The organism is Streptomyces sp. NBC_01506 (assembly GCF_045040295.1).
Taxonomy (GTDB): Bacteria; Actinomycetota; Actinomycetes; order Streptomycetales; family Streptomycetaceae; genus Streptomyces.
In genome coordinates, this window is the sequence record NZ_CP109422.1 from 3913037 (window position 1) to 3936745 (window position 23709).

16 protein-coding genes are annotated in these 23709 nt (G+C 72.0%); 8 read left to right on the forward strand and 8 right to left on the reverse strand.

The window, feature by feature from the left end:
- Nucleotides 1-127 precede the first annotated feature (127 nt).
- The gene (locus OG329_RS17090) at nucleotides 128-1861 is read left to right on the forward strand and encodes a lysyl oxidase family protein (RefSeq protein ID WP_405796075.1); all 1734 of its coding nucleotides are present in this window, start codon (nucleotides 128-130) and stop codon (nucleotides 1859-1861) included.
- Between the two features lie 68 nt (nucleotides 1862-1929).
- Here OG329_RS17090 and OG329_RS17095 read toward each other — a convergent pair whose 3' ends face one another.
- The gene (locus tag OG329_RS17095; RefSeq protein WP_405796076.1) at nucleotides 1930-2862 is read right to left on the reverse strand and encodes a zinc-binding dehydrogenase; all 933 of its coding nucleotides are present in this window, start codon (nucleotides 2860-2862) and stop codon (nucleotides 1930-1932) included.
- 103 nt (nucleotides 2863-2965) lie between these two features.
- Here OG329_RS17095 and OG329_RS17100 point away from each other — a divergent pair, with 103 nt between their 5' ends.
- The 4 genes from OG329_RS17100 (at nucleotide 2966) to OG329_RS17115 (ending at nucleotide 9083) form a co-directional block, all read left to right on the forward strand.
- On the forward strand, nucleotides 2966-3694 hold the full coding sequence (locus tag OG329_RS17100; RefSeq protein WP_405796078.1) for a TetR/AcrR family transcriptional regulator: 729 nt from the start codon (nucleotides 2966-2968) through the stop codon (nucleotides 3692-3694).
- Between the two features lie 77 nt (nucleotides 3695-3771).
- Nucleotides 3772-4689 (forward strand): serine/threonine protein kinase, encoded by a 918-nt coding sequence (locus OG329_RS17105; protein ID WP_405796079.1) that lies wholly within the window; start codon nucleotides 3772-3774, stop codon nucleotides 4687-4689.
- A 7-nt stretch (nucleotides 4690-4696) separates the two neighbouring features.
- Nucleotides 4697-6925 carry a protein kinase domain-containing protein gene (locus tag OG329_RS17110; RefSeq protein WP_405796080.1) on the forward strand — a complete coding sequence of 743 codons (2229 nt, stop codon included), beginning with the start codon at nucleotides 4697-4699 and terminating at the stop codon, nucleotides 6923-6925.
- Nucleotides 6926-6965: 40 nt separating this feature from the next.
- Nucleotides 6966-9083: a protein kinase domain-containing protein gene (locus OG329_RS17115; RefSeq protein WP_405796082.1), complete on the forward strand. Its 2118-nt coding sequence runs from the start codon at nucleotides 6966-6968 to the stop codon at nucleotides 9081-9083.
- Between the two features lie 52 nt (nucleotides 9084-9135).
- Here the strand turns inward: OG329_RS17115 and OG329_RS17120 are convergent, their stop codons facing one another.
- Complete coding sequence (locus tag OG329_RS17120; RefSeq protein ID WP_405796083.1) at nucleotides 9136-11040, reverse strand: P-loop ATPase, Sll1717 family; 1905 nt, start codon at nucleotides 11038-11040, stop codon at nucleotides 9136-9138.
- A gap of 174 nt (nucleotides 11041-11214) precedes the next feature.
- Here OG329_RS17120 and OG329_RS17125 point away from each other — a divergent pair, with 174 nt between their 5' ends.
- From OG329_RS17125 to OG329_RS17135, 3 genes are read left to right on the forward strand one after another with little or no spacing between them, the layout of a single operon-like run.
- Nucleotides 11215-14709, forward strand: a complete 3495-nt coding sequence (locus OG329_RS17125) for a protein kinase (protein WP_405796084.1) — start codon at nucleotides 11215-11217, stop codon at nucleotides 14707-14709.
- A gap of 57 nt (nucleotides 14710-14766) precedes the next feature.
- Nucleotides 14767-16275 (forward strand): hypothetical protein, encoded by a 1509-nt coding sequence (locus OG329_RS17130; RefSeq protein ID WP_405796086.1) that lies wholly within the window; start codon nucleotides 14767-14769, stop codon nucleotides 16273-16275.
- Nucleotides 16276-16324: 49 nt separating this feature from the next.
- Entirely contained in the window at nucleotides 16325-17752 is a 1428-nt protein-coding gene (locus OG329_RS17135; RefSeq protein ID WP_405796087.1) for a protein kinase domain-containing protein, read from the forward strand.
- Nucleotides 17753-17796: 44 nt separating this feature from the next.
- Here OG329_RS17135 and OG329_RS17140 read toward each other — a convergent pair whose 3' ends face one another.
- The 6 genes from OG329_RS17140 to OG329_RS17165 all read right to left on the reverse strand — a co-directional run bounded on the left by OG329_RS17140 (nucleotide 17797) and on the right by OG329_RS17165 (nucleotide 23705).
- Entirely contained in the window at nucleotides 17797-18087 is a 291-nt protein-coding gene (locus OG329_RS17140; protein WP_405796088.1) for a muconolactone Delta-isomerase, read from the reverse strand.
- Nucleotides 18088-18154: 67 nt separating this feature from the next.
- Entirely contained in the window at nucleotides 18155-19663 is a 1509-nt protein-coding gene (locus OG329_RS17145; protein WP_405796090.1) for an aldehyde dehydrogenase, read from the reverse strand.
- Nucleotides 19660-20721 (reverse strand): oligopeptide/dipeptide ABC transporter ATP-binding protein, encoded by a 1062-nt coding sequence (locus OG329_RS17150; RefSeq protein ID WP_405796091.1) that lies wholly within the window; start codon nucleotides 20719-20721, stop codon nucleotides 19660-19662. The genes OG329_RS17145 and OG329_RS17150 overlap by 4 nt, the downstream gene beginning before the upstream one ends.
- Entirely contained in the window at nucleotides 20718-21728 is a 1011-nt protein-coding gene (locus OG329_RS17155) for an ABC transporter ATP-binding protein (protein ID WP_405796093.1), read from the reverse strand. The genes OG329_RS17150 and OG329_RS17155 overlap by 4 nt, the downstream gene beginning before the upstream one ends.
- A gap of 16 nt (nucleotides 21729-21744) precedes the next feature.
- Entirely contained in the window at nucleotides 21745-22695 is a 951-nt protein-coding gene (locus OG329_RS17160; RefSeq protein WP_405796094.1) for an ABC transporter permease, read from the reverse strand.
- Nucleotides 22689-23705 (reverse strand): ABC transporter permease, encoded by a 1017-nt coding sequence (locus OG329_RS17165; protein WP_405796095.1) that lies wholly within the window; start codon nucleotides 23703-23705, stop codon nucleotides 22689-22691. The genes OG329_RS17160 and OG329_RS17165 overlap by 7 nt, the downstream gene beginning before the upstream one ends.
- Between the last annotated feature and the right edge of the window lie 4 nt (nucleotides 23706-23709).

The window sequence follows — 23709 nt, forward strand, 5'->3', positions numbered from 1 at the left end:
ACAGCACTCTCTCCCGCTCTCAGTACTAGGGAGACAGTTCCGCGATCAGAGACCGTCCTTCGCGCCGGCTGTTCGTCCACCGTCCAGGCCCACTCGGGCTTTCGGAGAACTCGGAAAACGAGGAACGATGACCAGAACGCACAAGGCACGACGGCTCCGGCGTTCGGTGCTGGCCACCACCGCGGCGCTCGCCGTGACCGCAGGCGTCATGGCCGCGGCGCACGGCGACACGACGGCGCAGACCACGCCGAAGCTCAGCCTGATCGCCGCGACCAAGTCGCTGACACTCGACTCGTGGAAGGAGGACCCGGGCGTCTACCTCGACCTCGGTACCTACCTCACGTCCGAGGGCGGGCCCTTCGAACTCAAGGTGACCCGCAAGTCGTACAAGGACCCGGTCGTCGCCGAGCAGATCATCCACGACGGTGCCGGGGGCACCAGCACCAAGGCCCTTCCGGCCGGGCTGGTGAAGGACTTCTCGGGGCTGCCGGGCTTCGCCCGGATCACCATCACCGACACGAACCGCAAGGTCGTGGTCGACAAGACCGAGAAGTACTGCCCGAACAACGCCGCCGGGCGGATCGACCCCGACGGTCCTGCCAAGTCGAAGTACCCGGAGAGCTGCCCCGAGAACGCGTTCACCCTCGGCTCGGTGTGGGGTGTCGAGAAGGGCTGGGCGTCCAACACGTACGCCGGCTGGGGCTCCACACCGGTCAAGCTCGCCGCCGGCAAGTACACCGCCAAGGTGACGGTGAGCAAGAGCTACCGCGACCTCTTCGGCATCTCCAGCAAGCCGCAGCTCATCAAGCTGACCGTGCGCGAGCGCAGTTGGGAAGACGAGGGCGGCGGCGTCGGGATGAGCAGCAAGGGCTCGGCGTCCGAGCACAGCGGCCACGACATGGCCAACATGGAGGGCATGGAGGGCCACGGTGCGCAGCGCCCCGCCGCCCCGGCCGCCCCGACGAGCGGCGCCGGCCCCTCGTACAACGTGGGTCACGGCCCGCTCATCCCCGCGCCGCCGGCCCTGCCGTGGGCGCTGAAGAAGTCCTCGCTGCGCAGCGCGGTGGCGCCCGTCGGTGACGGCCCCGGCCGTACGGACGGCTCCCGCAAGGCGCCGGGCGCGGAGCCCAACGCCAAGCGCCCGACCGGCAAGGCGTCCGTGCCGGACGTACCGAAGCCCGACTTGCGTTCGCTGCCGGCCTACGGCATCGAGATCAGCGACGGCGGCCAGGACGTCAAGGGCAAGGACTACCTCGCCTTCAGCGCCAACGTCTGGAACGCGGGCCCCGCGCAGCTCGTCGTGGACGGCTTCCGCAAGCCCGGCAAGGAGCTGATGGACGCCTACCAGTACTTCTACGACGCGGACGGCAAGCAGATCGGCTACACCCCCACCGGCACCATGGAGTGGGACCCGCGGCCCGGCCACGAGCACTGGCACTTCACGGACTTCGCCAGCTACCGGCTGCTGAAGGCGGACCAGAAGGAGCAGGTGCGCAGCGGCAAGGAGGCGTTCTGCCTGGCGAACACCGACGCCGTCGACTACACGGTGAAGAACGCCAACTGGCACCCGGGCAACACCGACCTGTCCACCGCGTGCGGCCAGGAGAACTCGATCTCCGTCCGTGAGGTGCTGGACGTCGGCTCCGGCGACACGTACACGCAGGACCTGCCGGGCCAGTCCTTCGACATCACCAACCTGGCGAACGGCACCTACTACATCCAGGTGCTGGCCAACCCCGAGAACCGTCTCAAGGAGACGAGCCTCACCAACAACAGCGCGCTGCGCAAGGTCGTCCTGGGCGGCAAGCCGGGCGCGCGCACGGTGAAGGTGCCGGCGCACGACCTGGTCAACTCCAACTGACCCCAGTTGTGACGTAGTTCGGCTGTCGGCCCCCGGGACCTGTCCCGGGGGCCGACGCCGTATCCGGATCAGCGCAGGTCGAGGACGGCCTTGCCGTGGAGGCGGCGTTCGACAAGGGCCTCGATCGCCTCCGGCGCCTTGTCCCAGCCACCGCGCCACGAGACCTGGGCGTCGAGTTCGGCGGCGGCGACCTTGGCCGCGAGCAGGGCGAGGTCCGGCCCGAGGTCCGGGCAGTCGAGCAGATAGAAGGTGACGAGCGAGCGGTCGTGGCATCCGTCGTCGCCGAAGAGGGCGCCGTACGGGAAGTTCTCCCCCTCGCCGATCGCGACATGGCCGACGGAGACCAGCGTCCCGCCCGGAGCCAGTCGCGCGAAGGCGTCCACGAGTTGGGCGCCGCCGACCAGATCGACGACTCCGTGGACGGGCGCGCCGAGATGGGCGGGACCCGCGACCACCTCGTGCGCGCCGAGCGCCCGCAGGCTGTCCCCGTGGGCGTCCGGGTCGCCGGTGGAGGCGATGACGTGCGCGCCGCCGAGCCGGGCGAGCTGTACGGCGTACCGCCCGGTGCCGCCCGTCGCGCCGGTGACCAGGATCCGCCGGCCGACGATCGAACCGATCCGGCGCAGCGCGCGCAGGGCGCTGGCGCCCGCCACGGGGACGGTGCTGATGGCCCCGAGATCGGCGCCGTCCGGGACCGTGCCCAGCAAGTCGGTGTCGACGGCGCGGAGTTCGGCCCAGGCGCCGTCGGGTCCGAGCGTCACCACGGGCGTACCGGCGGGCGGGCCCGAGCCGTCGGCCGCCGCGCGTTCGACGACTCCGGCCGCGTCCCAGCCGAGTACGGCGCCGTCGGCGGCCTCCCGAAGGACGAATCGGACCTCGCCGTGGTTGAGGGAGGTCGCGGCGACCCGGACCAGGGCCTGGTTCGGAGCGGGGGCGGGGTCGGGAGCCTCGCCGAGGCGCAGACCGGCGGGCGTGGAGTGGTCGACAAGCAGAGCGCGCACGAGAGAACGCCTTTCCTGGAGGGCAAGGACTCGACCTACCCAATGTGCCACTGAGTGGCATAAGCGCACAAGAGGCATTCGCTTCTCGGGTACGGTTGAGGTCATGAGCACCGCGCCCGCATCTCCCCCGCCGTCGCAGTCGTCACAGCCACCGTCGTCGCCGGGGCCGCCGTCGTCGCTGCGCGAGCGCAAGAAGCGGCGCACCCGTCAGCTCCTGGTGGACACCTCCCTGGAGCTGTTCACGCAGCGCGGCTTCGACAAGGTGACGCTCGACGAGCTGTGCGACTCCGTGGAGATCTCCAAGCGCACGTTCTTCCGCTACTTCACCAGCAAGGAAGACGTCGCGATGGCCCCCACACAGGACCTGTGGCTGACGTTCCTCGACGTACTCGAAACGGCCGACCTCGGCCCCGCCGACCGCCCGGTACTGGCACTGATCCAGGACACCCTGCTCACGGCCCTGGACCGGACGACCACCGACGAGTGGTCGCACCGCGTCCTGCTCAGCCGCAATCTGACCGGGCGAACCCCCTCGATGGACGCGCACGGTCTGGGCTTCTGCGACCGCACCACCCGTGCGGCGCTGGCCACCCTGTACCGCCGTCTCGACATCCCCGACCCGGCCGACCCGCGCCCCCGGCTGGCCACCGACATGGTCGTCGCCGCGTTCCACTGTGCGCTGGCGACATGGGCGTCCGCGGCCGGCACGGCGGCCGACACCGTGTCCCACGCCGAGCCCCTGTCCGCCCACACCCGCCGCGCCTTCACCGCCCTCGCCGGCGCCGCCACCTTCCCGGTGACACCACGCCAGGACACCTCCCCGCAGCCCTGAACAGGCGTTTGAGTAAGCTCGTGGTGGCCGCCATCACCTGTCGCGGCCCCAGAACGATCCGGGGGGAGTGTTCGTACGTGGAACGGCTGCGCCAGGACGACCCTCCACGTATCGGGCCCTTCGTCCCCCTCGGCCGGCTCGACGCCGACTCCCAACAGGCCGTCCCCGCGCGCCGCTTCATCGCGCGCGGCGCCGACGGCGACCGCACGTATCTCGTCGGCCTTCCGCGCCGCGACGCCGACCCGGCCCGCTGGGCCGTCGAGGCACAGGCCGCCCGTCAGCTCTCGATACCGGGCCTGCTGCCGGTCGACGAGGTCGGCGGTACGGCGGAAGCGCCCTGGTGCACAACGCCGTACCTCCCCGCCCTCCCCCTCCCCGCCGCGCTGCGCGCGCACGGCGGTCCGCTGCCCGAGCGGGTCGTACGGGCGCTGGGCGCCGCGCTCGCCCGGACACTGGCCGCCGCCCACGCCCACGGTGTGACGCACGCGGGCCTGTCCCCCGACGCCGTACTGCTCACCACCGAGGGCCCGCGGCTGAGTTGCTTCGGAGCCGTACGGGCCGCCGCGCCGGACGGCGAGCGGCGCGGCGGTCTGCCGGGACTGGACTCCGGCGCACTCGCCCCTGAGCAGGCGGACGGCGGACGGCCCCGTCCGCTGGGGGACGTCTACGCGCTGGGGGCGGTGCTCGCGTACGCGGCCACCGGCCACACCGTTCCCGAACGCGACGAACTGCCCGCCTCGCTCGGCGAGTTGATCGCGGCCTGCCTCTCACGCGACCCCGCGCGACGTCCGCGGGCGCAGCAGGTCCTCACGTATCTGGAGTCCGCCACGAGCGGGCCCGCGGCGCAGACTGCCGCCCCGGCCACGGTCCTGGACACGACCGTCCCGATCCCGCTGCCGGCCTCCGTGGTCGCCGCGCTCGCGCGCCAGTCGGCGGACGCCCTCGCCGCCGAACTCCCGCCCGCCGCCCTTCCGACCCCCACCGTCCTGGACTGACCGGCTGATGCTCACCCCACTCACGCACGACGACCCGCACCGGCTCGGCGCCTACCGGCTCATCGCCCGTCTGGGCAGCGGCGGCATGGGCACCGTCTACCTCGCCCGCTCGGCCACGGGCCGTACGGCGGCGCTCAAGACGATGCACGCCCGCATCGCCACCGACCCGGCCTTCCGCACCCGCTTCCGTCTGGAGGTGGACGCGGCCCGGGTCATCGGCCCCGTCCACGGCGCCCGGGTCTTCGACGCCGACCCGCTCGCCGAAACCCCCTGGCTGGCCACCGAGTACGTGCTCGGGCCGCCCCTCGACGACGCCGTCGCGCTCGCGGGCCCGCTGCCCGAGCCGGCCGTACGCGCACTGGGCACCCTGCTCTGCGCGGCTCTCGCCCAGCTCCACGCCTCGGACGTCGTCCATCGCGACCTCAAGCCGTCGAACATCATGATCACGGCGGACGGTCCCAAAGTCATCGACTTCGGCATCGCCCGCGCCATCGGCGACGACCATCTCACCCGCACCGGCGCCGCCGCCGGCACCCCCGCCTTCATGTCCCCCGAGCAGGCGACCGGCCAGGAACACACCTCCGCGGGCGACGTCTTCGCGGTCGCCGGAGTTCTCGCGTACGCGGCCACCGGCCACGGCCCGTTCGGCACCGGACAGCCCGCCGACCTGCTTTACCGCGTCCGCTACGCCGACCCCGACCTGAACGCGGTCCCCCCGGCCCTGTTCCCGGTCCTGAACCGCTGCTTCGCCAAGAACCCCGCCGACCGCCCCACCACCACCGAACTCGCCGCCCAGCTCGGCCAACCCGACCAACCCGACCAACTCAGCCACGGACAGGGCGACTTCGCCGACCGTCTCCCCGAACCCCTGCTCGGCGAGATCACCCGCCGGGCGGGCGGCGTCTGGCACGCCCGGCCGCACCGGCTGCCGGCACCACCGGAACATGACGTCGCCGAAGCGCTTTTGACCACCACCCCCTCCGCGCCCACCGCGCCCTCGGCCATGTCCCGGCGCAAGCTCCTGACGCTCGGCGGGAGTTCCGTGCTCGGCGCGGCGGCGGTCGGCGCGGGGGCCTGGGCCTGGCTCGGCCGTCAGGACGGTACGGACGGCAAGGCGCCCGCCCCCGACCCGACGCCGCCGAAGTCCCCGAAGTGGGACATGTTCTGGCAGGTGCAGACGAGCTACGACAACGCTCTCGTCCTGCCCGAACCGCTCACCCTGGACGGGCTGGTCGTCGTGGGCGAGTACGGCATACAGGGCCTGGATCCGCTTACGGGAGACCGGAAGTGGTCCGAGCCCGACGTCTACTTCAGACGCCGGACGGTCGCGTACGGAGAGCGGATCTACACCGCCGACTACACCCTCGAAGAGTCCCAGCCGCTCGGCATCTCCACCGTCAACGCGGCCGACGGAAAGATCAACGATCCGTTCACCGAGTTCAAGGACCTGCGCGCGATCCTCTACGGGACTCAACTGCTCTGCGCGACAGGCGACGCCGTCTATCTCGCCGCGGGCCGGGGCCGCCACGCGACCACCGGCTTCGGCAAGGACCAGAGCTGGTTCCTGCTCGGCGTCGACATCACTTCGGGCGAGAAGCTGTGGGAAGTCCCGCTCCCCGCCCGGCCGGAGAAGTCCGAGCGGCTGCACTTCCTGTCCGCCCGCGCCGTGGACGACCGGCTGATCCTCGTCCAGCAGTCCGCGGACGGGAAGCCGCGCCTGGTCGTACGCGACGCGCCGACCGGCGAAGCCGTGTGGGACCGCCCGCTCGACGGCGACCAACCGGCCTTCAGCCGGGCCCACTTGGCGGTCGACAGCCGCCATGTGTACCCGGCGGCGGGTGAACTCCTCGCGCTCCGCCTCGCCGACGGCGAGGTGGCCTGGCGCTACGACGAGGGGCCGGACGGGGCGCGGTACAGCCCGCCGGCCGTCAAGGACGGTGTGGTGTACGCGGTGGAGGAGGGCCGCGGCCTTCTCGCGCTCGACGCCACGAGCGGTAGCTCGCGGTGGGCGGAGAAGACCCGCGCGGTCACGGCCGACGACCTCGACACCCCGCCCGTGGTCGGCGTCGCGCGCGTGTACGCGAAGGCCGCGTCCGGGCTCGTGGCCGCCGACCTGCGGACCGGCGCGGGGTCGCGTCCCGTCAAAGCCTCCGGCGAGCGGTTCTTCGCCCATGAGTCCGCCCGGCGGCTGATCGCCCTCGGGGACTCGTACACCGCCGCGTATCCACTCGAGTAGTCCACACGACCAACGCAGCCCACAGAAAGCGCCACAGTCCATGAAGCCCCTGGAATCCGGAGACCCGATCCGACTGGGTCCGTACCGCGTCCTCGCGGTGCTGGGCGAAGGAGGCATGGGCAAGGTCTATGTCGGTCAGGACGGCGAGGGGCGTCCCGCCGCCGTGAAGGTCCTGCACCCGCACCTGACGCACGACCAGAACCTCACCCAACGCTTCGTCCGCGAGGCCGAGATGGCCAAGGCCGTCACCGGCGCGGGCGTGGCCCGGGTGCTGGACGCCCGGACCGAGGGCGGGCGGCCGTGGATCGCCACCGAGTTCCTGACCGGGCCGACACTCGAGGACGCCGTCCGCTCCCACGGGCCGCTCGGCGAAGCGACCGTACGGGCCCTGGCGGCGGCGCTGGCCCTCGCGCTGCGCGACATCCACGCCGCCGGTCTCGTCCACCGGGACCTCAAGCCTGCCAACATCGTGCTCACCTCGACGGGTCCGCGCGTCATCGACTTCGGCATCGCCCGCCCCGAGCACGGCCTCACGCTCACCACCACCGGCCAGGTCCCGGTCACCCCCGGCTTCGGCGCGCCCGAGCAGGTGCTCGGCCACCGTGTCGGTCCGCCCGCCGACGTCTTCTCCCTGGGGGCCGTACTGGTGTACGCGGCGAGCGGGCAGCGCGCGTACGAGGGCGCGCACGTCGCCGCCGTGCAGTACGAGGTCGTCCACGGCGAGCCGCGCCTGGACCGCGTACCACCCACGCTCCAGCCGCTGATCGGCCCCTGCCTCGCCAAGGATCCGGCGGCCCGGCCCCGGCCCGACGACATAGCCCGGTACTTCGCGCCGCCACCGGGTGCCGAACACGCCTGGCGGGGCGGCCCGATCGCCCAGGACATCTCGACCCGCGAGCAGGGGCTCCACCTGCTGACGACACTGGTGCCGGGCGCGGTCGCACCGGGCGGCGTCGCACCCGGCGGCGTCTCACGCCGCCGTCTGCTGACGGGAATCGCCGCGGGCGGGGCCGTACTCGCGGCCGGCGGCGCCGTGGCGTGGTGGAACCTGCGTACGCCGGACGGCGAAGGACCCTTCGACATCCCGGCGGCCGTACGCACCCCCAAGGCAGCAATCCTGGACGCGAAGAAGGGCGACTACGTCCTCGGCGAGGCCCCCGACCCGCTGTGGAGCGTCCCTTCGGCGCTCGCCCGGAACACACCCGCGCCGCTGCCCGTACGCGACGTGCTCATCGTCGGCGCGCCGAAGGGCGGCATCGCCGCGCGCGGCGTGGTCGACGGGAAACTCCGCTGGTCGGCGCCGGAGGTGGTGGCCGAGAACCGATATCTGTCGCTCTCCGACGAGTTGGTGGCGGCCGTCGACGGCGACGGCACCCTCGTGACGTTCGTCGCGTCGACCGGCAGGCCCAAGTGGACCGCCTCGGCGGACGCGTCCTCGCTCCTCGCCGCCGACGACGAAGCGGTGTATGTGATCACGCGGGACAGCCGCGTACGCGCCATCGGCCGGCGCGACGGCAAGACCCGCTGGACCGGCGAGGCCGGCGTGGACCTCGGTACGAATGCCGCGTCGCGCGGCGAGGTGGCGCACGGGCGGCTCGTCATCGCCACGCCGGACGGCTCCGTCGTCGCCCTCGACACCTCCGACGGCCGCGAAGTGTGGGACCGGCGCGACCAGTCCGAGGACGGCCGGCCCAAACTCGCCGTCTCGGGGCGCTCCCTGTGCGTGACGGGCAAGAACCTGTCCGCCGTCGACATCACCACCGGCAAGACGCTCTGGACCGCGCAGAACCCCGAACCCCCGGACGGCAGAGCGGTCTCCTGGGGCCCACCGACGATCCACGGCCAGCATGTGTACGCGGCCGTCATCCAATTCCCCATCCGACTCAACCTGCCGGACGGCAAGGCGAGCGACTGGGTGTACGCGGGTCTGCTGGAGTGCGATCCCCCCAGCCCGCTGGTCGTCCAGGGCAGCGGCTTCTGGTCGGTCGCGGTCAACAAGACGGGGGGCGGCATCAATGTCGCCGACCTCTCCGACGCCAACCGTCCGCCCTGGGTGTTCCGGATCATCAAGAACAACGACGCCTACTGGCTGGCGGCGGACGGGAACCGCGTATTCCTCCTGGACGGCACCTCGCTGACCGCGCTGCCGGTGTTCTGAACGCGGGCGCGGCGCCCCGTCGCGTACCGAACGCCGGCGCGTGGACCCATGGCTACTCGCTGTCCCCCGAGCTGCCGTAACCGCCCCCGACCGTGCGGGTCAGCCGGCGGCACTCGTCCTGGACCCGGCGGGCGACGGTCTCGGTGCCCGTCTCGTGCTCCAGGCCGTTGGCCAGAAGCTGCTCGGCGAGCGTCCGGAGGTAGTACACGGCGCGCAGCAGCAGCGGGGTCGTGTCGACGGACGTCCCCTCGCGCAGTTGGGTCAGGGACTCGTTCGCGTCCTGCATGACGCGTCCGACCTCGCGGGCCACCTCGTCACGGGATTCGACGGGCATCGAGGTGGTCCGGCTCATCTGGCGCAGGATCCGTTCGCACGACCGGACAAGTTCTTCCATCAGGCCGAAGTCCCGGCCGACGCTCGCCCCGGCGATCCGGGGAGAGCGGCTGCGGGGATAGGAGGAGGAGCGCATACGGTACGCGAGGTGCTGGGGCTCGTACGGGTAGAGACCGGTGGCGTTGTGGGCGTTCAGCGCGGGGCGGAAGCACGGGTGGATGTGGAACTCGCGCTCGTACGGCTGGACCGTCCGGTGCCGGTCCGTCGCGTACACGACGTCGTTGCCCAGCCGCACCCCGAGGAAGCTCACCGCGTACAGCGTCTCCACCACGGCGTCCACGGACAGATCCTCGGCGTACTCGGGGAACTGCTGGAGCAGCGTGACGGCCATTTCGTCGAGGCGGGCTTCGACGGCGCCGCGCATCACCACATAACCGCTGTTGCGGAACATCTCGAACAGGGAAGAGAGATACGGGTAGTTGACGAGATATTCCTTGCCGAGATCGCCGAGCTTCCATTCGGAGAACTGCTGGGCCGCCTCGATGACGTCCTCTTCGAAGATCCGGTCGTGCCCCCGCACGACCGCCCGGTCGCGGCACAGGTTGAGGAACTGAATGGCGTCACGGGGGCGGGGCAGCGCCCGGGAGTACACATAGTCGAAGGTGGGTTCGCCGGCCACCTTCGCCGGGAAGATCTCCCGCCACAGCCGCTGGGGCGTGAGGGTGTACCCGACGGACGCCTGGGCGCGGGCGACGGCCATGTCGCGCAGCGCGGAGCGCGTCCAGTCGATCCGCATCTCGTCGCCGTGGAACTTGTCGCCCTCGCCGAACTGCAAGCTGTCGTAGATGTCCGACCGCAGGAACAGCAGACAGCGCAGCGCGCCGCCGTACGCTCCGGCCGTGTGCTGCGCGGCCAGCAGCAGCCCGATGACCATGGCGTTGCTGTCGGGGTCGTTGGACCACACCTGTTCCAGCTTGTCCACCATCATCAGCAGCGGCGGGTGCCGCCCGGCGCAGCCCAGATCGGTGAACGCGCGCGCGACACCGCTCTCCAGGATCTCCAACTGGCGGGTGGCGCGGGAGCCTTCGCTCGCGCCGCGCGAGTCGATCGCCGCCTTGACCCCGAACGCCTCCAGCGACAGCGACGTCTGGAGTCCGCGTGCGCCCTTGACCAGCCGGTCGTACAGCCGCTCGTCCACCGCCTCGTCGTTCGCCAGGAGGAAGCTCCGCAGCGCCTTCACCGAGCCGGGGACGAGCCGGCGGTGCTCCCGGTAGTGGCCGACCAGATGCCGGGCCGCGTGGACGGCGAAGACATAGCGCCAGATCAGGGACTTGGCGGTGTCGCCGGTCAGACCTTGCAGTTCGAATCTGCGCAGCTCGTCCCCGGCCGCGTCGTCCGGGGTGATGACGACCGCGCCGCCGACGCGGTCGACGTCGCCCGCCAGTCGTACGCGGATGGCGCTCTTGCCGGAGCCCTTGCGGCCGATGACCAGCATCTTCCGGCCGTTCAACGCCTCTTCGTACGCGGCTGTTCGCATGAAGCCCTCGCGTAACAGGCCCACGGTGATGTCGCTTTCGGCGTCGTCACGCCCGAAGTAGAGCCGCTGGACGACTTCCTCACTCATTACGGTCCCCCGATTCGCCGTTCCGCCCACGGTAGCCAGTCCGCGCGCGCGGGGGTGGCCGACGACCGATGTCGGCTCCGCTCCGGGAGAACTCCCGGCCGGGAGGAACTGCGGGGCTTTCCGGAGAGTCTTCTTCATACGACTTCCTACGGGCTCGGCTCCTTGGAGAGGCACGTGACGGCATCTGAGGCGGCTCCTCCGCCCTCCCCCTCGCACTGGCCGAAGGGCAAGGTCATCGACGGCCTGTACAAAGTGCTGGGCGCGCCCCACGAGGGCGGCATGGGGACGGTGTACCGGGTGCGACATCTGGCGTGGGAGACCGATCTGGCGGTGAAGCGCCCCCTGCCGGGCTCGTTCAGGAACTCCGCGGACAAGGAGCGGTTCGTCGCCGAGGCGGAGACGTGGGTGTCGCTGGGACTGCATCCGCACGTCTGCGCCTGTCACTACGTACGCACGATCGACGGCGTCCCCTGTGTGTTCGCCGAGTATGTCGAGGGAGGCGACCTCGCCCGGTGGATCGGGGACGGCAGGCTGTACGCGGGCGGGCCGCCGGTGGCGCTGGCCCGGATGCTGGATCTGGCGATCCAGACGGCCTGGGGTCTGGCCCACGCGCACGGCCGGGGTCTCGTACACCAGGACGTCAAGCCGGGCAACGTGCTGGTGGCGCGGGACGGCACCGCGAAGGTGACGGACTTCGGACTGGCCCGCGCCCGCGCGGCGGCGGCGGGCGACCCGGCGGATGCCACCCCGGCACCGGACTCGGCGCCGGACCTGGCGCCGGCGGGCTCGGTGCCGCCGCCCGGCGTCACCGTGCTGGTCCCCAACGGCGGGAGGACCGACGAGTACGCCTCGCCGGAGCAGGCGGCCGGCCGGCGGCTCGGCCGGCGCAGCGACATCTACAGCTTCGCGGTGCTGGTCTTCGAGATGTTCAACGGCGGGCGGAGCTGGCACGTCGGTCATGCGGTGGGCGCGTCCCTCCAGGACTACCTCGACTCCGGAGGTACGGGCGAGGCCCATCTGCCGCCCATGCCTCCCGGCCTCGCCGGTCTGCTCGCCCACTGCCTGGCCAAGGACCCGGCGGACCGGCCCCGTTCGATGACCGAGGTGGCGGCCCGTATCGCCGGCATCCACCGCGAGGCGACCGGCCGTGAGCACGCGCGCCCGGAGCCGATCGGGGCCGACCTGCGCGCCGACGAGTTCAACAACCGCGGTGTGTCCCTGCTCGACCTGGAGAAGACGGCCGAGGCGGAGAAGGAGTTCGCGCAGGCGCTGGCGGCCGATCCGAGGCACCTGGGGGCGACGTACAACAGCGGAGTGCTGCGGTGGCGGCGCGGCACCGCCACGGACGAGGACCTGATCGCCCGGATCGAAGCGGTGCGTCCCGATGCCGAAGACCCGTCGCAGGTACGGCAGTTACTGGCCCAGGTGCATATCGAGCGCGGTGATCTCCAGTCGGCCCGCGAGCTGCTGGAGGAGGTGGCCAAGGTGCCGTCCAGGGAGCCGGAGGTCCGGTCGGCCCTGGGCACCGTCCGCTCCGCGCGCGTCACCAGCACGCGCGAGATTCCGAGATACGTGGAGTACGACAACCCGAACCGCTCCCAACTGCCCGTCCGCGTCACGCCCGACGGACAACTGGCCCTGAGCGGTGGCTACGACGGGATTCGGCTGTGGGACATCCCCGGCGGACAGTGCCTGCTGGATCTCGGTGAACACCCCGGCGAAGGGCGCCTCTCGCACGCGAGCAGCGTCGACCTCACCCCGGACGGCCGCTTCGCCGTCACCGCGAGCAGGGGCGGCGACGGTAGCAGCGTACGGTTCTGGGATCTGACCGCCGGACGCTGCCTGCGCACCCTCAGCGCGGAGGCCGACAACGTCCGGCTGACTCCTGACGGACGGCTCGCCCTGTGGGGCTGGTCCAGCGGCACGATCCGGGTCTGGGACACCCGAGGCGGGGAGTTCAGGACGCCGCTCGCCGGGCACGCCCTCGGCGTGGAGGGGGTGGAGGTGAGCGCGGACAGCCGGTGGGCGCTGTCCAGCGGGTGGGAACGGGAGGGCCCCTCGGTCAAGTTGTGGAATCTCGGCAGCGGCCGCTGCGAACGGGTCCTGACCGGCCACCAGGCGCCGGTGATCGCCGTGGCTTTCCCGCCCGACGGGCACACGGCGGCCGTCTCCCACCAGGACGGGGCGATCACGCTGTGGGACCTGGACGACGGCCGGTGTTCGCGGGTCCTGAGGGGCGAGCGCGCCAACATCCTGTCGTTCAGCGCCGACGGCCGGTTTCTGCTCGCGGGCGACGACACGCGAGGCGCGGTGAAGTTCTGGGACCTGCGGGGCGGCCAGTGTCTGCGTACGTACCGGGACATCCGGATCAGCACTCTCCTGCTCAGGTCGGGGACCGGGGCGGCGGGCGGCTCGGCGGGCGGTTCGGCGGGTGGCTCCGGGCTGGCGATCTGTGCCGACAGCCACGACGGCGTACGGGCCTGGCCGCTGGACCTGCCGGGCGGCCATCTCGCCCCGCCGTATCTCAGCCGCCCCCTCCCGCTCGCGAAGCTGCGGGAGTTGGAGGACCAGGCGGCCACGAGGGTCGCCGAGGCGGAGCGGGCCATGGCGGGCGGCCGTTTCGCGACGGCGCACGACCTGCTCACGCGGGCGCGCAAGGTTCCGGGGCACGAGCGCGCGCCACGGGTCATGGCCGCCTGGTGGGAGCTGGGGCGGCATTCGTCGCGGGCGGGGCTGCGCACGGCGTGGCCGACCAGGACCCTGGACGCGTCCGACGAGAATCTGTACGCGGTCGAGCTGACCGACGACGCCCGACTCGCGCTGTCCGCCGGCGCCGACTGGACCGTCCGGACGTGGGATCTGCGCAAGGGCGGCCTCGTACGTGAACTGACCGGCCACCAGAGCCCGGTGAGGTCGCTGTCCCTGAGCGGGGACGGCCGGCGCGCCCTGTCGGGTGGCCAGGACGGCACCGTACGGCTGTGGGACATCGGCACCGGGAAATGCCTGCGCGTCCTGCGGACGCACACGTTCGCCCCCGCACCCGCCGTGCCGGTGCGGTTCAGCGCGGACGGGCGGCAGGCCGTCGTCGGCTGCGGCGACGGCGCGATCAGGCTCTGGGACGTGGACACCGGCGGCCTCACGGGGACGCTGACCGGTCACGAAGGCCCGGTCAACGTCCTGAACGTCGGGGGCGACGGCCGCCTCGTCGCGTCGGGCGGCGCCGACGCGACGGTGCGGCTGTGGGATCTGGCGGAGGGCGGGTGCCTGCGTGTCCTGGAGGGGCACACGAGTGCCGTGACGGCGCTGTGCGTCGCCGCCGACGACACCTTCGTCCTGTCCTCCGCGAGCGGCCACGACTGGAACATCCGCCGGTGGGATGTCGCCACCGGAGCGGAAGTGCGGTCGTTCGACAAGGGCTCGGCCGCCGGTGGGCTGCGGATCACCGCGGACGGACGGTACGCGGTGTCGGCCGGCACGAGTATCCAGGTGTGGGAGGTAGGCAGCGGCCGGTCGGTGCGTACGCTCGACGGCCAGGACAAGGCGCCGGACTGCCTCGCGATGACGCCGGACGGGCGGGCGGTGCTCGCCGCGGACGGCGACGGAACGCTCCGGTCGTGGGCGCTCGACTGGATGTGGGAGACCCACGAAGCGGCCGACCCGGGCGACTGACGCGGCGGGACCGGCGCGGCGCGGACCATCGAAACGAGAACGCACGAAGGGGTGCTCATGGAGGAGTTACTCGAGGATTTCCGGGTGTACGTCGGGCGACCCGATGTGTGGGCCAGGAACGAGGACGGGGCCGGGGCCGGGGCCGGGGAACGCCGTACGCCGCTGCCTGCGGGGCCCGGCTTCCAGGAACCGGCCAAGGAGTTGGCGCTGCGTATCGGCCGCGCGCTCGTGCGGGCCTGCCCGCCCGACTGGGCGGAGCTGAAGGCCGAGTTCGCGCTCACGGTCGACACCGAGTACGTGGAGGTCTCCGTGTTCGACGGCGGATGGGCGACGATCGAGCCGCCGCCCGCCGTCCTGGGACTGGTGCGCAAACAGCGCGAGATCTCGGCCGAACTCGACGAGGGCCCGTGGTGGCGGCTGACGCTGGAGCTGGACGACATCGGTGAGCTGACGGTGTCGTACGACTACGGCCAAGAGCCTTTCCCCGAAGGGCAGTTGTTCGAGCCCTGGGCGTACCGGCGGGACATGGAGACGTATCCGCGGCCCGGCCTGCCGGTGTGGCTGGCGGCGTACATCACGCACGGCGACCGGCAGCGGCGTACCCCGCGGCAGGCCGCCGTGGCGGCTCGCGCCGACCGCAGGGCGAAGCGGTGGCCGACCCTGAGCTGGAACGACTTCCCGGACTTTCCGCAGATGTGGGCGCGCTGGGCGGTGATCTCGGCGGCGTTCGTGGCCGCGGAGTCCGAGTGGGGGCCGAGGATCAGACCCGGCCTCGGCTGGTTCGAGAGCTCCCGCCGGGCCGGCTCCACGCTCTACCCGCTGCCCGGTGGGCGGGCGGTGCTGTCGGGGGGACTGTGGGAGGACCCCAGGCTGGACGCCGTCTACAACGACGGCGCCGAAGCGCCGGACCTGTACGCGGGCGCCCCGGACTGGGTGACGGACCTGGTGCTGAACCCGCGCGCCGCCACCGGGCTGCTGTCGTACTGCTACTGGTGGGACGCCGGGCGCTGGTACCGGGGCGAGTCGCCGTCGGCGGAGGATCTGAGCACCACCGTGCCGGGGACCTGGACGGCCGACACCACGGCGGGCATCGTCGCCGGGCTGCTGACGGGCTCGGGCCAACCGACCGAGGAGCAGCGGGAGTTGGCGTCCGAGCTGGTGTCCGCCGCGCAGGCGGGTGTGGTGACCCGCGAGACGCTGGTGAGCGTATTCGGCGACGAGGGCTTCGACATCGACGGCGCGCTGTACCAGCTCTCGCTCGCGGACCTGGTGGTCACGGTGCCGACGCGGATGCACGAGGACGACGCCATCGCCCGCGTACGGCAGTACGTGCTGGCCCTCGGGAACACGTCCGGCTACTCGGCCTCGGAGCTGGTGGCCGACCGGTTCAGCATCGGGTGGAGGGTCTACGTACCCGTGCCGCGCGGTGAGATCTCCATCGGCCGGGCGATCTTCTACATCGCCGACGACGGTGTCCTGGTGCACTCGTCGTCGTCCGTCGCGCCGTCGCAGTTCATCGCCGACTTCGAGAAGCAGTTCCAGGAACGCCAACAGGCGAAGTACTGACCCCGCCCCCCCCTCCGCCCCCGTCCGCCGCCCCAGGAGTCCCCACCCGATGAGCCAACCCGCCACCCCCACCCCCAGCCCCACGCCCACCCCCACCCCCACCGTCACCCTCACGGTCGCAAGCGGCCGACTCGACCGCACCGCCTACGTCTTCGAGGAGCGCACCACCTCCGTCCTCGGCCGCTCCAGGGAGTGCTCACCACGCCTGCCCGACGACGAACACCACCGCACCGTCTCGCGCCACCACTGCCTGCTGGACATCAACCCGCCCGCGATCCGCGTCCGCGACTTCGGCAGCCTCAACGGCACGTACGTCAACGGCCGCAAGATCGGCCAGCGGGCGAAGGACGAGACCCCCGAGGAAGCCGCCGCGCAGACCCACCCCGAACACGACCTCACCGACGGCGACGAGATCAGGATCGGCGACACGGTCCTGCGCGTCGACATCCACGCCGGGGACACCGTCAGCCGCGCCCGGTGCGCCAAGTGCGCCCGCGAGGTGGGCCACGAGGTGGCCGGCCGGCCGGGGGACTACCTCTGCGCGGCCTGCCAGGCCCAACCGGCCGCGATGCTCAGGATGCTCCTCGACATGGCGCGATCCGGGGACTCCGGGCACCCGGAGCACTCCGGGCACTCCCAGCTCGACGCGATCGCCGGCTACACCCTGCTCCAGGAGCTCGGGCGCGGCGGCATGGGCGTGGTGCATCTGGCCCGCCATGAATCGTCCGGGAAGCGGGTGGCCCTGAAGGTGATGCTGCCGAGGGTGGCGACGCGCCCCGAGGCCCGTGAGCGCTTCCTGCGCGAAGTGGCGCTCACCAAGGCGCTGCGGCACCCGAACATCGCCGCGCTGGAGGGCAGCGGATTCCGTGGCGGCGTGTTCTTCTTCACCACCGAGTACTGCGACGGCGGCGGCCTGGACACCCTGCTGCGGCGCTCCGGAGGACGACTGCCGGTGCCCGAGGCGGTCCGGCTCACCCGCCAGGCCCTGGCGGGCCTGGCCCACGCCCACAGCCAGGGCGTGGTCCACCGCGACCTCAGCCCGTCCAACATCCTGCTGCACAAGAGCGCGGACGGCTCCCTGACGGCGAAGATCAGCGACTTCGGCCTGGCCAAGGCGTTCGACCGCGCGGGCCTCAGCGGCCTCACCCGCACCGGCGAGGCGGCGGGCAAGCCCTGGTTCATGCTGGCCCGCCAGGTGATCAACTTCAAGGACTCCCGCCCCGGCGGCGACGTATGGGCGCTCGCCGCCTGCCTCTACACCATGCTGACCGGGGCCCACCCCCGCAACTTCCCGAGGGGCGAGGACCCCTGGCGCATCGTCCTGGAATCCCCGGCGGTCCCCGTCCGCGACCGCGACCCGTCCGTACCCCGGCCGCTCGCGGACGTGATCGACCGAGCACTGCGCGAGAAACCGGACTTCGGCTTCCCCACCGCCCCCGAACTCGAACAGGCTCTCCAGGCGGCGATGCCCACCTGACGCCGGCAGTCCTGATGCGGCGGGCCCCGTGCGACTCCCTTGGATCAGGGCGTGGTTCCCGCCGGATCGACGGGGTGGTCGGCCAGTGCGTGCACGGTCACGCGCATCCATGGCCAGACCGGCAAGGACGAGATGATCGCGTGCAGTTCGGTGGGGTCGGCGGCTTGCCACAGGCCCCAGTTCTCGGTGCGGCCGGGCACACGCCACATGCGTACGAGATGACCGGCGGCGGCGAGGTCGGCGGCCCGGTGGCGTTCGGCCTCGGAGACCGACTCCTTCTTCTCCGGGTCCATGTCGTGGGGCCAGTCGATCTGGATGTTGACGAGGAATTCCATGGTGTCCCTGCTGTGCTGGTGGAGGGGTGTGGCGGCGGGTGGAGGGGTGTCCCCTCCGGCGGATCGGTCAGTCGCCGAACGGGTCGGCGGGGAGCCCGTGTTCGGTGATCACCGACTTGGTCTGAAGGAACTCGTGCACCGCCTCGACGCCGTTCTCACGGCCGAGTCCGGACTGCTTGTAACCGCCGAACGGTACGGACCAGTGCAGCAGCCGGTAGGTGTTCACCCACACCACCCCGGCGTCGAGACGGCGGGCCACCCGGTGGGCGCGCGCGGCGTCACGGGTCCAGAAGCCCGCGGCGAGGCCGTACTCCAGGGAGTTCGCGAGCGCCACGGCGTCGTCCTCCGTCGTGAAGGGCTGCACGGTGACGACCGGTCCGAACACCTCCTCCCGGCAGACGGCCATGTCGGGCCGCACACCGGCCAGTACGGTCGGCTCGTACCAGAAGCCGGCCGCCGACGACGGGGGCACGGCGGGCCGCCGGCCGCCGGTCACGACGTGGGCACCGTCGCGTACCGCGTCCTCGACATAGGACTCGACCCTGGTCAGCGCCGCCGCCGAGGCCAGCGGGCCGACGTGGGTGCGTGGATCGCGGGGGTCGCCGACCCGGAGTTTGCCGACCGCGTGGGCGTAGCGGGCCAGGAACTCCTCGTACACCTCCCGCTGTACGAGGATCCGGGAGCCCGCCACACAGGTCTGGCCGGCCGCGGAGAAGGCGCCCTGGCGGGCGGCGGTGACGGCGGCGTCGAGGTCGGCGTCGGCGAAGACGATGTGGGCGGACTTGCCGCCGGCCTCGCAGACGTACCGCTTCATACGGGCCGCCGCCCGCGCTCCGAGGTCCCGGGCGACGGCGGTGCTGCCGGTGAAGGTGACCATGGCGACGTCCGGGTGGTCGGTGAGGGCCCGCGCCTCCTCGGCTCCGCCGATGACGATGTTGACGACACCGGGCGGGAACCCCGCCTCCAGGGCGAGTTCACCCAGCCGCACCGAGGACGCGGGTGCCTGCGGCGGCGGCTTGAGGATCACCGTGTTGCCGGCCGCGAGGGCGGGCGCGAGCTTCCACGAGCCGAGGGAGAGCGCTCCGTTGAACGGGGTGAGGGCGGCGACCACGCCCAGCGGCTCCTGGCTGATCACCGCGTTCGCCGTGTCGCTGAGGGTGCGGGAGCGGGCTTCCAGGGTCTCCGCGACGGCCGCGAAGTAGCGGTACCAGCGGGCCAGCGCGGACACCTCCGCCCTGGTGGCCGCGAGCGGTTTGCCGTTGGCCAGGGTCTCCAGCTCGGCCAACTCGTCGCGGTGGGCGGTGAGTACGTCACCGAGACGGTGGAGCAGATCGGCGCGGGCGTGCTGGGGCAGTGCGCCCCAGGACGGCGAGAGCAGGGCCGTACGGGCGGCTTCGACAGCGGAGTCGACGGCGTCGGGGTCCTGGTGGGCGTGCGCCCAGACCGCTCCCGTGGCCGGGTCCACGAGCGGGATCCGCGCGCCGTGCGGCGCCGCCGGGCGTCCCGCGATGAACGAGGTCCACACCGGTGCGGACGCCGAGGGGCCGGGCGTGGCGGGGCCGTCGGGTGAGGTCATGGTGCTGCGGTCCTTTCGGTGGTGAGCGCTGTGCGTACGTCAGTTGAGTCGTGGTGGTGGCAGGCGACCGTGTGGTCCCCGGTGCCCGGCAGCGTCGTGGTCGGCGGGGACTGTGTCCGGCACAGCTCCGTGGCGAAGGCGCACGAGCGCTGGAAGCGGCACCCTTCGGGCGGGTCGGTGGGGTCCGGCGGCGTGGCTCGCAGCGCCGTACCGCCGCGCAGTCCGGGCGCGCGGGGGTCGGGCAGCGGGACGGCGGCGAGCAGGGAGTGGGTGTACGGGTGCCGGGGTGCCGCGAACACGGCGTCGCCCGGACCGCTCTCCATGACCCGCCCGCCGTACATGACGACGACATGGTCGGACAGATGGCGGACCACGCTCATGTCGTGCGAGATGAACAGGAAGCTCACCTCGGCGTCGCGGCACAGGTCCTTGAGGAGGTTGACGATCTGGCCCTGGACGCTGACGTCGAGCGCGGAGACGATCTCGTCGCAGACGATGAACCGTGGCTCGACCGCCAGCGCGCGGGCGATGGCGGCCCGCTGCCGCTGGCCGCCGGAGAGTTCGTGCGGATAGCGGTCGGCGAACTCGGGCGCGAGACCGACCTGCGCCAGCAGCTCCTCGGCGCGGGCCGGCGCGTCGGCCCTGGGCACGGTCCGGTGCACCGTGACGACCTCGCGGACCATGGCGCCGATCGTCATGCGTGGGTTGAGACTCGCGTACGGGTCCTGGTAGACGATCTGGGCGGTACGGGGCAGGCTCCCGTCGGAGCGCAGCTCGGCGAGGTCCCGGCCCTGGATACGCACCCGGCCGGCCGCGACCGGCGACAGACCGACCAGGGCGCGCCCCGTGGTGGTCTTGCCGCTGCCACTCTCGCCGACGACGCTCACGACGCTGCGCGCGGGCACGGTGAAGGAGACGCCGTCCACGGCGCGGGCGGTGCCGGTGACGCGCCGCAGCACGCCGGTGCGGACCGGGAAGTGCACCTGAAGGTCTTCCACCGTCACCGCGGCCGGAGGTACGGGGGGTGTGACGACCGGGGGTATGTCGACCGTACTCACGAGCGCGCTCCTACGGTGGGCCCGTTGCTGTCGTGCACGGGGTACGGACAGCGGACGAAGTGCGCGGGGTCGCCGGAGGGGTGGCCCACCAGCAGTGGAACGGAGTCGTCGCACGCGGGCCGGGCCACCGCGCAGCGTGGCCGGAAGGCGCAGCCGGGAGGTGGCGAGGCGGGCGCGGGCGGGAAGCCGGGGATGGCGGGGAGCCGGTCGACCCGGTGGTCCATCCTCGGGATGGAGGACATGAGCGCCCGGGTGTAGGGGTGGCCGGGGGCGTCGAACAGCGAGGTCGTGGGTGCGCTCTCCACGACGCGGCCGGCGTACATCACCGCGATCCGGTCGGTGACGCCGGCGACGACCCCCAGGTCATGGGTGATCAGGACGAGCGCCATCCGCAGGTCGCGGCGGAGCCGGTCGATCAGTCGCAGGACCTGGGACTGGATGGTGACGTCGAGGGCGGTGGTGGGCTCGTCGGCGATCAGCACCTTGGGCTCGCGGCTGATGGCCATGGCGATGAGGACGCGCTGGCGCATACCGCCGGAGAGTTCGTGCGGATGGGCGCGCAGCCGCTCCCGGGGGCCGGGTATGCCGACGAGGTCGAGGAGTTCGGCACATCGGTCCGCCGCCGTACGGCGGTCGTATCCGTCGTAGCGGATGAGGGGTTCGGCCATCTGTCGGCCGATGGTCATGGCCGGGTTGAGGGCGGAGAGGGCGTCCTGGGACACCAGGCCGATACCGGCTCCGCGTACCGCCCGCAGTTGCTTCTGGCTCAGCCGGGTGAGGTCCTGGCCGTCGAAGCCGACCCGGCCCGTGACCTCACCGCCCTCGCGGCCGAGCATCCCGAGGACGGCCAGCATGGTCTGGCTCTTGCCGCAGCCCGACTCGCCGACGATGCCCAGCGCCTCTCCGGCGTCGACGCGGAAGGACACGTCCTTCACGGTCTCCACCACGGGGGTGTGGGGTCGGTCGCGGTAGGCGACGTTGAGGTGTTCCACTTCGAGAACGGTCACGGCGAGTCCCTTTCCGCTAACTCAGCTTGATCTTCGGGTTGAAGTACGCCTGGAGGACGTCGACCAGGAAGTTGATCAGCACGAAGGCGATGGCGATCATGAGGATTCCGCCCTGGACGACGGGGATGTCGCGGGTGGAGATGGCCTGGTGGAGCGCGAGGCCGATACCGGGCCACGAGAACACGGTCTCGGTGAGTACGGCTCCGCTGAGCAGGAAGCCCGCCTGGAGGCCGATGACCGTGATGACGGAGGGCATCGCGTTCGGCAGGACATGACGGGTGATCACATGGAACTCCCCGACGCCACGGGAGCGTGCGGTGCGTACGTAGTCGTTGCCGATGACTTCCAGTACGGCCGATCTGGTCATCCGGGCGATCACCGCGAGGGACCAGGCCGCCAGGGTCAGCACGGGCAGCACCATGTGCGCGGCCACGTCGAACGCGCCACCACCGCCGCCGATGGAGGTCATGCCGGTCGCGGGCAGCACCCGGAGCTGGAGCGAGAAGACGACGATGAGGACGAGGCCGAACCAGAAGGACGGTACGGAGTTGAAGAACAGCACTCCCACCGTCAGGCTCCGGTCCCGCAGCGATCCCGGCTTCTGCGCGGCCCAGGTCCCGATCGCGACACCGGCGATCGCGGCGACGACGATCGCGGTCCCGGACAGCAGCGCGGTGTTGACCAGCCGCTCGGACAGCACCTCGGAGACCGGGCGGCCGAAGGAGAGCGACTGCCCGAGGTCGCCTCCGAACAGGTTGCGCAGGTAGGTGAAGTAGCGCGTGATGGCCGGCTGGTCGAGGCCGAGGTCGTCCCGCAGCGCCTGGCGGTCCGCTTCGGAGGAGCTGGGGCCGAGCAGGGCGCTGGCCTGGTCGCCGGGGATGATCTGGCCGAGGGCGAAGGTGGCGATGGTGACGCCGATGGCGACGGGGATCATCTGGAGCGCCCGGCGCAGGGTGAAGGTCAGCATGACGCGTCTCCCGCTCTGTTCGCGGCCTTGTCTTCCGACTTCGCCGTCGGGGTCGTGTCGTTGCGCGTGGTGTCGTTACGCGTGGTGTCGTTACGCGTGGTGTCGTTGCGCGTGGCCCGGTGACGCCGGGAGCGCGGGTCGAGCCGGTCTCGTACGCCGTCGCCCAGCAGGTTGAATCCGACGGCCAGCACCACGATCACCAGGCCGGGGATCGTCGCCACGTGCGGCGAGGTCACCAGCAGGGCACGGCCGCCGCTCAGCATCTGGCCCCAGTCCGGGGCGGGTGGCTGGGCGCCCAGGCCGAGGAAGGCGAGGCTGGAGCCGAGGATGACGTTGCGGCCGGTCTGGAGGGTGGCGAAGACGACCACGCCGCCGAGGAGGTTGGGGGTGATGTGCCGCAGGACGATCCGGCGGTGCCCGTAACCGAGGGCCCCGGCGGCCTCCACGTACTGCTCCTGCCGCAGCGACACCACGTTGCCGCGCACGATGCGGCCGAACTCGGGGATGGTCACCACGACCATGGCGATGACCATGGAGGTGAGGCCCGGCCCGAGGGCGACGCCGATACCGAGGGCGAGCAGGATGCCGGGGAAGGAGAACATCACGTCGAACAGCCGCATCAGGGCACTGTCGAGCCAGCCGCCGACATAGCCGGAGACCAGTCCGAGGCAGCCGCCGATCAGCAGCGCCAGCAGGGTCGGGAGGACCGCCACCAGCAGGGCGAGCCGGCTGCCGTACATGAGCCGGCTGAGGATGTCGCGCCCCACCTCGTCGGTGCCGAGCAGATGGCCGCCGCTGAACGGTCCGAGGCCGATGGCGGACGGATCGGTGGCGAGCGGGTCGGACGGTGCGATCCAGGGCGCGAGCAGCGCGACGAGGACGGTGGTGGCGACGATGACGCCGCCGATCACGGTCGTGGTGCCCGCGCCGCCGGTGATCGCCCGGAGGCGGCCTCGCCGGCGGGGGCTCGGGAGGGTGGTGACGGGACGGGGTGCCGCGGTGGCCTTCATGGCT

Bases quoted from the DNA above. Each gene is read 5' to 3' on its own strand.
- OG329_RS17130 (WP_405796086.1), top strand. From the start codon at position 14,767: ATGGAGGAGTTACTCGAGGATTTCCGGGTGTACGTCGGGCGACCCGAT.
- OG329_RS17120 (WP_405796083.1), bottom strand. From the start codon at position 11,040: ATGAGTGAGGAAGTCGTCCAGCGGCTCTACTTCGGGCGTGACGACGCC.
- OG329_RS17145 (WP_405796090.1), bottom strand. From the start codon at position 19,663: ATGACCTCACCCGACGGCCCCGCCACGCCCGGCCCCTCGGCGTCCGCA.
- OG329_RS17100 (WP_405796078.1), top strand. From the start codon at position 2,966: ATGAGCACCGCGCCCGCATCTCCCCCGCCGTCGCAGTCGTCACAGCCA.
- OG329_RS17090 (WP_405796075.1), top strand. From the start codon at position 128: ATGACCAGAACGCACAAGGCACGACGGCTCCGGCGTTCGGTGCTGGCC.
- OG329_RS17165 (WP_405796095.1), bottom strand. From the start codon at position 23,705: ATGAAGGCCACCGCGGCACCCCGTCCCGTCACCACCCTCCCGAGCCCC.
- OG329_RS17110 (WP_405796080.1), top strand. From the start codon at position 4,697: ATGCTCACCCCACTCACGCACGACGACCCGCACCGGCTCGGCGCCTAC.
- OG329_RS17160 (WP_405796094.1), bottom strand. From the start codon at position 22,695: ATGCTGACCTTCACCCTGCGCCGGGCGCTCCAGATGATCCCCGTCGCC.
- OG329_RS17135 (WP_405796087.1), top strand. From the start codon at position 16,325: ATGAGCCAACCCGCCACCCCCACCCCCAGCCCCACGCCCACCCCCACC.
- OG329_RS17140 (WP_405796088.1), bottom strand. From the start codon at position 18,087: ATGGAATTCCTCGTCAACATCCAGATCGACTGGCCCCACGACATGGAC.
- OG329_RS17115 (WP_405796082.1), top strand. From the start codon at position 6,966: ATGAAGCCCCTGGAATCCGGAGACCCGATCCGACTGGGTCCGTACCGC.